An 8,586-nucleotide genomic window follows, 5' to 3' on the forward strand; every position below is an offset into this window, starting at 1 on the left:
GCTATTCCTTGGCCGAACCCCGCAACAACCCCGGCAGGTCCGCAAAAGACTCGATGACGTGATCGGGCGTACCACTCGCATCCCGATGCGTCTCCGGCAGATACTTCCCGGTCTTCACCAGCACCCCGGTGATCCCGGCCCGCTGAGCCGCCAGCACATCGGACTCGATGTCGTCCCCGACCATCAGCGCCTCACCCGCCCCCACCCCGAGCTGCGCCAGCCCCGCCTCGAAGAAGGCCGCCGACGGCTTCCCCGTCACCTCGGCCTCCGTCCGGGCGGCCTGCTCCAGCCCCACCAGGAACGCCCCGGAGTCGAGCTGCAGGCCGGCGTCGGTACGCCAGTACAGATTCCGGTGTACGGCGACCAGCCGGGCTCCGCGCTGCAGATACCCGAAGGCCCGGTTGAGCGCGTCGTAGCCGAACTCCGGCCCCGCACCCCCGACGATCACGACATCCGGCACGCTCTCCGCATCGCCAGGGTCGACATCCGCAGGGTCGAGCAGAGCGACCCCTTCGAGATCCTCCCCGATGTCCCCGCTGTTCAACAGCACACACCGCGCCCCCGGGCAGCGCTCGGCGAGACGGGCCGCGGTGGCGACGGGCGCAGTCAGAATGTCCGCCGCGTCGACGGCGAACCCCGCCTCCCGCAAGGTCCCGGCGATCGACGCCCGGGTCCGCGACGTCGTGTTGGTGACCAGCGCGACCCCGAACCCGGCCTCGCGAATCTCCCGCAACGCCTCGACCGCCCCCGGCAACGGCTGCCACGAGACGGTGAGCACCCCATCGATGTCGATGAGAACGGCACGCACCGACTCACGTACTGACTCCATGCCTGGACGATAACCGCGCAGTGCCCGCCACCCCGGGAATGCGAGGGCCGAAGCCGTTGTTGGACCAGCCGTGATTGGCATGCTCGGATCAATGATCCGTGGCGTGGGCGAAGGGAGAACCTCATGGCACGCAGCACCGCGCGCCCCGTCGTCAAGCTGAAGTCGACGGCCGGAACCGGAGTCACCTACGTGACCCGCAAGAACCGCCTCAACGACCCCGACCGACTCGTCCTGCGCAAGTACGACCAGGTGGCCGGCGCGCACGTCGAGTTCCGCGAGGAGCGCTGAAGCAGCCCGAGACGACCAGGCCACGGCCTTGAGGAACCACCCTCCGGCCGTGGTCCCGGAAAGGAAAACCCCATGAAGCCCCGCATCCATCCCGACACTCGCCACGTGGTCTTCCGCGACCGCGCCGCGGACGTCGCCTTCCTGACCCGCTCCACCGCCGACTCCTCGAAGAGGATCGAGTGGGAGGACGGCAACACCTACCCCGTGATCGACGTCGAGATCTCCTCGGCGTCTCACCCCTTCTACACGGGCAGGTCGCGGGTCCTGGACACGGCCGGCCGGGTGGAGCGCTTCGAGCGCCGCTACGGCCGCCCCGCGGCGACCCGTCACTGACGCGGTCCCGCGCGCTACCCGAGGAGAGCAAACCATGAAGGTCCGCAAGTCCCTGCGCTCACTGAAGTCCAAGCCCGGCGCCCAGGTGGTCCGCCGACGGGGCGTGGTGTACGTGATCAACAAGAAGGACCCCCGTTTCAAGGCCCGCCAGGGCTGAGCGCACTGATGAGACGGCCGCCCGGTGCACCCGCCGGGCGGCCGTCCCGCGTCCCCCGCAACCGCGCCCACCGCCGACCTCGTACGCTCGCACCCATGTCCCCCCACGTCCTGATCCTCGGCGGCACCACCGAGGCCCGCGAACTGGCCGCCGCGCTCACGGCACGTCCCGGCATACGCGTCACGACCTCGCTCGCGGGGCGGGTGACCCGGCCGGGCGCGCTGGCAGGGGAGGTGCGCGTCGGAGGCTTCGGCGGGGCGCAGGGGCTGGCCGACTGGCTGCGCGAGCAACGCGTGGACGCCCTCGTGGACGCCACACACCCCTTCGCCGAGGCGATCACGGCGAACGCGGCGCAGGCGGCATCGGCGACCGGCGTCCCGGCGGTCGTCCTGCGCCGGCCGGGCTGGCAGCCCGGCCCCGAGGACCGCTGGCACATGGTCCCGTCCCTCGCTGCGGCGGCGGACCTGCTGCCGCGCTTCGGTCCCCGCGTCTTCCTGACCACGGGACGCATGGGCCTGTCCGCCTTCGCCCGCCTGACGGACCGTCACTTCGTTGTACGGTCAGTGGAGGCCCCCGAGCCGCCGATGCCGCCGCACACGGAAGTGCTGCTGGCGCGCGGGCCGTTCACGGTGGACGTCGAGACGGCGCTGCTGAGCGAGTACATGGTCGACGTGGTGGTGACGAAGGACAGCGGGGGAGAGGCGACGGCCGCCAAGCTCGCGGCCGCCCGTGGCCTTGGGCTGCCGGTCGTGGTCGTACGCAGGCCGCCGTTGCCGGAGGGCGTGACCGCCGTCCCCGACGTGCCGCAGGCCCTCGCCCGGCTGGGCCTCAGCCCGACATGACCGACGCCCGCAGCCGGTCGATCGCGCGCAGCACCTCGGCGCGGTTCTTGGCGCTCTTGATCCAGGCGGGCAACCTCGCGACCAGCGTCATCTTCCGCCCGCTGTCGTACCAGGGAGCCCGCTCCCGCAGATCGGCGGCGACGAACCGTCCGATCAGGTCGAGGTGTTCGAGGTTGTACGCCCACAGCTCACCGTGTCTGGTCTCCGCCCGCAGCCACAGGGCCGGCCTGTAACAGCCCTGCCCGGGCCGTCGCGTCGTGCAGTGCGGCCCGGTGCCGATGCGGGACAGGCCGCAGGAGCGGCAGACCAGACGCCGTTCCGGATACGTCCGGCCCCGGGCGTCCGCAGCCCGGCCCTCGCGCCGCTCGAAGCGGGCTACGCGGTCGCAGCGCGGGCAGCGCACCAGCGCGTACGCAGCGAAGTCGTATGCCGTGCGGCGGGTGTCGTGGAAGCGGACGGGTGCGGGAGACATGGGGCGAGTATGGCGACCGTGCGCCTCGCGGAGCACCCCGATTTCAGGCGGCTGCCCCACGCCTTGCTGATGACGGCGGCCTCCTGTTCGCCCGCCTCGGTACTTCCGGCGGCAGGTGGCGGCGGGCGGCAAGGCGGAGCGGGGTCCTCGGTCACTGTCGCGAGGTCACGATCACACCGGTGGACCACCCGCGCATGCGGGGCGATCCACTCGGGCTTCGCATGCCTACTGGTCCCCGGGATGCCTGCGCAGCAGATACGTGTCCATGATCCACCCCTTGCGCTCCCGGGCCTCGGCCCGCAGCCGCTCGATCCGCGGCGCGGCCTCACCGATCGGCCCGGAGGCGAGGATCTCGTCCGGGGTGCCGATGTACGCGCCCCAGTAGATGTCCATGTCCTCGTCGGCGTACTGCCGGAAGGTCTGGTGGGCGTCCAGCATCACGACCACGTCGTCCACCCCCTCCGGGAAGCCCTCGGCGAGCCGTCGCCCGGTGGTGATCTGAACGGGCCGGGCCACCCGGTTCAGCCCGGTGCGATGCCGGGCGACGAGCGCGGAGACACTGCTGATGCCCGGCACGACCTCATAGTCGAACTCGACGGCGCCCCGCTCCCGTACCTCCTCCAGAATCCCGATCGTGCTGTCGTACAACGCCGGATCGCCCCACACCAGGAACGCGCCGCTCTCGTCCTCGCCCAGCTCCTCGGCGATCAGCCGCTCATAGATGTCGGCACGGGCACTGCGCCAGTCCCCGACGGCGGGCGAGTAGGCCGCGCCGCCCGCCTTCCGGTCCCGCTCGGGATCCCGCGCCTCGACCACCCGGTACGACGCCCCGTCCGGTATGTGCGCGTCGAGCATGTCCCGGCGCAGGCGGGTGAGGTCGTCCTTCACCTCGCCCTTCTCGAGAATGAAGAACACGTCCGTGCTGCGCAGCGCCCTGACCGCCTGCAGGGTGAGCTGGTCGGGGTCGCCCGCGCCGATACCGATGACATGAATCTTTCGCACACCCCGAGTCTGCCGCACACCACTGACAGTCCGTACACCGCATCCCTACCGAGCGGGTACGGACGGCCGCAGCCTCCACCTGGCCCTACGAGAGCCGCCCGCGCAACCGCGGCGCCCGCGCCCCGGCGTCGATGGCCCCGCCTCCGCCCTCCACGTCGTCCGCCAGCTCACGCCCCCAGCCGACCAGCCCCACGAGGTCCATCCCGTACGGCCGCTGCCGCCCCGATTCCGCCGCCCACTGCTCCACGGCCCCGGCACCCCGCCGCAGCAGCCGGGCGCCACCGGTGACATTCCCCCGAGCGGCATGCGTGAGCCCCACGGCAACCTGGGCCAGCCCCCGCCACAGCTCCCGCTCCTCCTCCGGCCCCGACTTCCACGCATCCTCGAACACTTCATGCGCATGGAAGGGCTTGCCGGCGTCCAGCAGCTCCTGCGCCTCGGCGACGCTCTGCTCCGGGGGGCGCACCACGCCCTCGGGCTGCCGGGCCACTCCGTCCGCGCCGTACGGCAGCGGCCGCCCGAGCCCGTCCCGCGGCCGGGCATTGCGCGCCCGCCCCTCGCCGTCCCGGTCCCGCGCCCCGGCCACCCGGCCCGGCGACGCGCTGCTCCTGCGTCCCGTACTGCCCATACGCCCGATTGTCCCGCGCCCCCGGCCCGCTTCGGCACCACCCCGCACGTGGGGTAAAGTGCTGTTCGCGCGATCACGCGGTTCACCGCGGCAAGCGCACCGGGACGTGGCGCAGCTTGGTAGCGCACTTGACTGGGGGTCAAGGGGTCGCAGGTTCAAATCCTGTCGTCCCGACTGGAGACAGTCGCAGGTCAGGGCCGGTTTCGGAGGCATCCGGAACCGGCCCTTGATCATTCTTGGGGACCAGTTGGGGACCGGCGCTCTTGACCAGGTCAGCGGGTCACGACGATCGGGCTCGGCAGTGAGCGCCGTGCGCGCAGCACGCTGAGGTGTGCGGAGAGCGCTGCTCCGGCGGCCGTGATCTTGTGTACGTCCGGGTGCAGGTAGCGCTGGGTGGTGGTCAGGGATCCGTGGCCGGCGATGCGCCGCAGGACGTGGACCTGGACTCCGACGTCGGCGAACCAGGTCAGTCCGGTGTGCCGGAGGTCGTGGCGGCGCAGGTGCTCGTAGCCGAGCTTGGTGACCACGTCGTCCCAGTGGGTGGCGTCGCGCAGGACGGCGGTGGAGATGCGTCCGCCGCGCGGGCCGGTGAACAGGCGGGCGTCGGGATTGGGTCCGGCGGACAGGACGCGCTGGGCGACGAGGGGGCGGATCTCCTCGACGATGGGAACCTTGCGGGCGCGCTTGCCCTTGGTGCCCTTGTCGGTCAGTCCGCCGGGCGCGGGTGTGGTCTGGCGCCGCACGGTCCAGATCCACTGGGTGGTGTCGATGTCTCCGACGCGGCAGCCTGAGACCTCGCCGATTCGTGCGGCGGTGCATGCGGCGAAGACGACGACGTCTCCCCGGCCGCGGTATTGGTCGTGGGAGGCGGCTACGAGCGCGTCGGCCAGCGTGAGGAGGGTCTCCCAGTCGGGCAGGGGCCAGCGCCCGTGGGTCGAGGAGTTCGTCCTCGGCCTGCTTGTAGAGCTTCTGCCAGCCGGTCACCCGGGCGGGGTTGACCTTGATGATGCCGTCGCGGACTGCCTGCTCCATGACGCGGACCAGGACGGCGATGGTGTTCTTCACTGTGGAGCGGCTGTGCTCGTCGGCGATCCAGTTCTGCACGGTGCGGTCGACGACACCATTGGTGATCATCCGCACCGCTAGGTGGCCCAGGGCGGGACCACGCGCATCCGCCACCCCGACAGGTAGGGGGCCAGCGTTTTCAACTGCAGGCCGCGCAGGGCGAGGTCCATGTTCGCTTCGCCGTATTCGGCGAGATTCATGGTCTCCGGCGACGGGCGCAGGCCGGCCTGTGCGGCCTCGATGATGGCCTGGAGCCATTCTCGCCGCGGCCCGGCCCCTACCAACACCTGGCGGAGGAGTTCGAGCGCCGGTTGACCGAGCTGCGGGACACGGGCGTGGTTCCGGACCCGCGGGCGGCACAGATCGAGCGCCTCAAGGAACAGGTCTCCGGGCTGAAGGAACGCCTCGCCGTGCGTGCCACGCAGGTCGATGGACTCACTGACTTCAGGGAGCGGGCTCTGTCGCAGATCGCCGCTCAGAGGGTGGAGATCGAGCGGCTTCGCGATGTCCTGGCCACACCGTCAAATGTTCGCGCTCTGCCGCACAGTTCAGGTGCGAACGCGCCGTACGGATCCACTGAGCGCGATCCGATACTAAGGGCGGCTGCCCGACCGACGGATGCCGGGCAGTCGCCCCTCTGATGCTGTGTGAGTAGTTGGGGCCCAGGAAGTCCCGACCAATTTGATCTTGGTTCACTACCCGGGACTCAACCGGTTGTCGCACCTCTTCGTGGAAATGGTCAACGCCGCGACGTCGCCCACGGCTACGCAGTACCGGACCGTCGTTCATGCCTGTCAGCAGGTGTCACTTCTGGTGCGAATCACCGATGACCGTACAGACCCTTGGCCAGCTCGATTGTTTCCCACGATCGACGTGAGGGACGGTCATTACGGACGGGTTGATGTGGATCCGGCCCGGGGCATGACTCCGCCGCCTACCTCGGGCGTCGGGTTGTTCGTGGGCGCGGGGTCAGGTCCTTCGGTGGCGCGGCTGGAGGTGGAGGTGGAGGTTGCGGGGGCGGATGACAATGTCCCTTTCGTAGCGGACGCGTGCGGCGGTGGCGGGTGTGAGCTGCCAGCGGCGGGTGAGGGCTGCGAGGGCCAGCGTGAGTTCGCCGATGCCGAGGGCGTCGCCGATGCACTTGCGGGCTCCCAGACCGAAAGGGATGAGGGAGCCGGGAACGGGGGGTGTGGGGTGCGGGGGCGCCCAGCGGTCGGGGTCGAAGCGGTGGGGGCTCGGGTGGGCTGAGGGGAGGTGTTGGACGAGGTAGGCGCTGATGACGAGGGTGTCTCCGGCGTTCAGGGGGTGGCTGCCGAGGGTGGTGTGGCGGGTGACGGTACGGGTCAGGAGCCAGACGGGCGGGTAGTGCCGCAGGGCTTCGGTGATCACGCGGCCGGCGAGTTCCAGGGCGGGCAGGTGAGTATGAGTGAGGGGGCCCGGGGGTACGGCCGCGGCTTCGGCGTGCACGTGTTGTTGGAGGGCGGGGTCCTGGGCGAGGTGGTGTGCGGCCCAGGCAAGGGCGTTGCCCGTGGTTTCCATTCCGGCGATGAAGAAGGTGATGACCTGGTCGCTGACGTCCCTGTCGGACAGGGTGTGGCCGTCAGGACCGGGTTCGGTCAGGAGGCTGAGGAAGGCGCCGTGGTCGGTGGTGCGGGAGCGGTGTTCGGTGATGATGCGGCCCAGGGTGGTGCGCAGGTTCCTCTGGGCGCGGGCGTAGCGGCGGTTCGCGGGCAGGGGCAGGCGGGTGTACGCGGCGGGGAGCAGAGCGTGGGTGTAGATGCCGGCGGTGATCGCGGACATGTCCTGGACCATGGTGGTGACGGTGGCGGGGTCCAGGGTGCCGTCGAAGAGGGTGGCGACGATCGCGCGGGCGGTCAGGGTCTGGGCCTGGGCGGCCATGTCCAGGGTGCGGTCCGGCTGCCACTGGTCGATGCCGTGGGTGATTTCGGCGGCCATGAGGTCGAGGTGGGCGGGCAGCCGGTCTTTGTGGAAGACGGGTTGGAGCAGGCGCCGTTGCTGTCGGTGGCGGGAGTGGGGGCAGGCGAGCATGCCGTTGCCCATGACGTCGGCGATGCGGTCGTAGAGGGGTCCGCCCTTGTCGTAGAGGGCGTCGTCGAGGAGGACTTCCCGGGTGAGAGCGGGGTCGCTGACGAGGGTGGCGGTCAGCGGGCCCAGCCGGACGTGGGAAAGGGGCCCGTGGGCGGGTGCGGCGGTGAGGAACCCTGCCGGGTCGTTGAGGAGGCGCAGGGCGTGCCCGACCAGGGGCAGCGCACCGGGCAGCAGGGGTGGGGCCGCGGGGGTGTCCGAGGTCCGGGAGGTGGTGAAGGTCATTGATTCTCCTGATGGAGCGCTGGGCGAGATGTGAACGGCGCCGGGCGCCGCGGGGCTGTGGCCGTGCCGGTGTGCGATGTGCGTGTGGGTCAGGTGTTCCACCACCAGGCGGCGACCGGTGTGGTGAGGCGCTGGCCGAGGTGTGCGGGGTCGGCGGGCCGGGTGACGATGGCGGGCATCTGAATGCGGGGGGCCACCGCCTGGCCGGGGTTGTTGGGGTCGTTGTAGCGGCCGCTGGTGAGGTGCCAGTGCAAGCTGCCGGCGACCCAGTCAGTCAGGGCGCGGGCGTAACGGGCGAGCCTGGGGTATTCGCCTTCGGTGATGCGCTGGGCGAGGTGGTGGAGTTGGTGCATGGCCCGGTCGTGCATCAGCGTCGCCTCGCGCAGGGCCTGCTGGGGGGTGCAGCCGTGGTGGCGGGCGAGGACGGGCACCAGGTTCATGGCTTCGGGGTAGCCGAAGTGCTGCTCGCGGAACAGTTCCTTGTTGTATGAGGTGGTGTCGTTGTGCCAGGCGATAAGCGCGACGCACAGGTCGTGAAGGACGTGGTTCTGTCGACGATCTTGTGATCCGGATAGTTCAGACTCACCGTGCGAGTAGGACGCGTTTGCGTAGGAGATCGAGGCTGGCCCTGCCGAACAT

Annotated in this window: 12 protein-coding genes, 1 tRNA gene and 1 pseudogene; 6 read left to right on the plus strand and 8 right to left on the minus strand. The window is 70.6% G+C overall.

Going from position 1 to position 8,586, the window contains the following annotated elements:
• Nucleotide 1: 1 nt before the first annotated feature.
• The gene (locus tag AB0N07_RS32375) at nt 2–829 is read right to left on the minus strand and encodes an HAD-IIA family hydrolase (protein ID WP_365841159.1); all 828 of its coding nucleotides are present in this window, start codon (nt 827–829) and stop codon (nt 2–4) included.
• A 123-nt stretch (nt 830–952) separates the two neighbouring features.
• Between AB0N07_RS32375 and rpmG the strand changes: the two genes are divergently transcribed.
• From rpmG to AB0N07_RS32395, 4 genes are all read left to right on the plus strand, one after another.
• Entirely contained in the window at nt 953–1,117 is a 165-nt protein-coding gene (gene rpmG / locus AB0N07_RS32380; RefSeq protein WP_115910518.1) for a 50S ribosomal protein L33, read from the plus strand.
• A 72-nt stretch (nt 1,118–1,189) separates the two neighbouring features.
• Nucleotides 1,190–1,450 (plus strand): type B 50S ribosomal protein L31, encoded by a 261-nt coding sequence (locus AB0N07_RS32385; RefSeq protein ID WP_365841162.1) that lies wholly within the window; start codon nt 1,190–1,192, stop codon nt 1,448–1,450.
• A 34-nt stretch (nt 1,451–1,484) separates the two neighbouring features.
• Nucleotides 1,485–1,607 (plus strand): type B 50S ribosomal protein L36, encoded by a 123-nt coding sequence (gene ykgO / locus AB0N07_RS32390; protein ID WP_030935932.1) that lies wholly within the window; start codon nt 1,485–1,487, stop codon nt 1,605–1,607.
• Nucleotides 1,608–1,702: 95 nt separating this feature from the next.
• Nucleotides 1,703–2,449 (plus strand): cobalt-precorrin-6A reductase, encoded by a 747-nt coding sequence (locus tag AB0N07_RS32395; RefSeq protein ID WP_365841165.1) that lies wholly within the window; start codon nt 1,703–1,705, stop codon nt 2,447–2,449.
• Here AB0N07_RS32395 and AB0N07_RS32400 read toward each other — a convergent pair.
• The 3 genes from AB0N07_RS32400 to AB0N07_RS32410 form a co-directional block, all read right to left on the minus strand.
• Nucleotides 2,436–2,921: a hypothetical protein gene (locus AB0N07_RS32400; protein ID WP_365841167.1), complete on the minus strand. Its 486-nt coding sequence runs from the start codon at nt 2,919–2,921 to the stop codon at nt 2,436–2,438. The genes AB0N07_RS32395 and AB0N07_RS32400 overlap by 14 nt on opposite strands.
• Nucleotides 2,922–3,146: 225 nt before the next feature.
• A complete protein-coding gene (gene cobF / locus AB0N07_RS32405; RefSeq protein WP_365841169.1) occupies nt 3,147–3,923 on the minus strand; it encodes a precorrin-6A synthase (deacetylating) in 777 nt (258 codons plus the stop codon).
• Between the two features lie 85 nt (nt 3,924–4,008).
• Nucleotides 4,009–4,551 carry a DUF309 domain-containing protein gene (locus tag AB0N07_RS32410; protein ID WP_365841171.1) on the minus strand — a complete coding sequence of 181 codons (543 nt, stop codon included), beginning with the start codon at nt 4,549–4,551 and terminating at the stop codon, nt 4,009–4,011.
• Between the two features lie 100 nt (nt 4,552–4,651).
• Between AB0N07_RS32410 and AB0N07_RS32415 the strand changes: the two genes are divergently transcribed.
• A tRNA-Pro gene (locus AB0N07_RS32415) sits at nt 4,652–4,725 on the plus strand.
• A 98-nt stretch (nt 4,726–4,823) separates the two neighbouring features.
• Here the strand turns inward: AB0N07_RS32415 and AB0N07_RS32420 are convergent.
• Entirely contained in the window at nt 4,824–5,468 is a 645-nt protein-coding gene (locus tag AB0N07_RS32420) for a tyrosine-type recombinase/integrase (protein WP_365841181.1), read from the minus strand.
• A gap of 225 nt (nt 5,469–5,693) precedes the next feature.
• Complete coding sequence (locus tag AB0N07_RS32425; RefSeq protein ID WP_365841173.1) at nt 5,694–5,816, minus strand: hypothetical protein; 123 nt, start codon at nt 5,814–5,816, stop codon at nt 5,694–5,696.
• Between the two features lie 111 nt (nt 5,817–5,927).
• On the opposite strand from AB0N07_RS32425, the gene AB0N07_RS32430 reads away from it, so the two are divergent.
• Nucleotides 5,928–6,257 (plus strand): hypothetical protein, encoded by a 330-nt coding sequence (locus AB0N07_RS32430; protein WP_365841175.1) that lies wholly within the window; start codon nt 5,928–5,930, stop codon nt 6,255–6,257.
• A gap of 328 nt (nt 6,258–6,585) precedes the next feature.
• Here AB0N07_RS32430 and AB0N07_RS32435 read toward each other — a convergent pair whose 3' ends face one another.
• Both AB0N07_RS32435 and AB0N07_RS32440 read right to left on the minus strand, forming a co-directional pair.
• Nucleotides 6,586–7,947, minus strand: coding sequence for a cytochrome P450 (locus AB0N07_RS32435; RefSeq protein WP_365841177.1), 1,362 nt, complete (start codon nt 7,945–7,947; stop codon nt 6,586–6,588).
• A gap of 89 nt (nt 7,948–8,036) precedes the next feature.
• Nucleotides 8,037–8,586, minus strand: a pseudogene (locus AB0N07_RS32440) (hypothetical protein); the annotation flags it as partial.

Source organism: Streptomyces sp. NPDC051172 (assembly GCF_040682555.1).
In the GTDB taxonomy this organism is placed as follows: Bacteria; Actinomycetota; Actinomycetes; order Streptomycetales; family Streptomycetaceae; genus Streptomyces.

Excerpts from the sequence above, each read along its gene's own strand:
- AB0N07_RS32395 (WP_365841165.1), top strand. The coding sequence starts at position 1,703 with ATGTCCCCCCACGTCCTGATCCTCGGCGGCACCACCGAGGCCCGCGAA.
- rpmG (WP_115910518.1), top strand. The coding sequence starts at position 953 with ATGGCACGCAGCACCGCGCGCCCCGTCGTCAAGCTGAAGTCGACGGCC.
- AB0N07_RS32435 (WP_365841177.1), bottom strand. The coding sequence starts at position 7,947 with ATGACCTTCACCACCTCCCGGACCTCGGACACCCCCGCGGCCCCACCC.
- AB0N07_RS32385 (WP_365841162.1), top strand. The coding sequence starts at position 1,190 with ATGAAGCCCCGCATCCATCCCGACACTCGCCACGTGGTCTTCCGCGAC.
- ykgO (WP_030935932.1), top strand. The coding sequence starts at position 1,485 with ATGAAGGTCCGCAAGTCCCTGCGCTCACTGAAGTCCAAGCCCGGCGCC.
- AB0N07_RS32410 (WP_365841171.1), bottom strand. The coding sequence starts at position 4,551 with ATGGGCAGTACGGGACGCAGGAGCAGCGCGTCGCCGGGCCGGGTGGCC.
- AB0N07_RS32375 (WP_365841159.1), bottom strand. The coding sequence starts at position 829 with ATGGAGTCAGTACGTGAGTCGGTGCGTGCCGTTCTCATCGACATCGAT.
- AB0N07_RS32425 (WP_365841173.1), bottom strand. The coding sequence starts at position 5,816 with ATGAATCTCGCCGAATACGGCGAAGCGAACATGGACCTCGCCCTGCGC.
- AB0N07_RS32400 (WP_365841167.1), bottom strand. The coding sequence starts at position 2,921 with ATGTCTCCCGCACCCGTCCGCTTCCACGACACCCGCCGCACGGCATAC.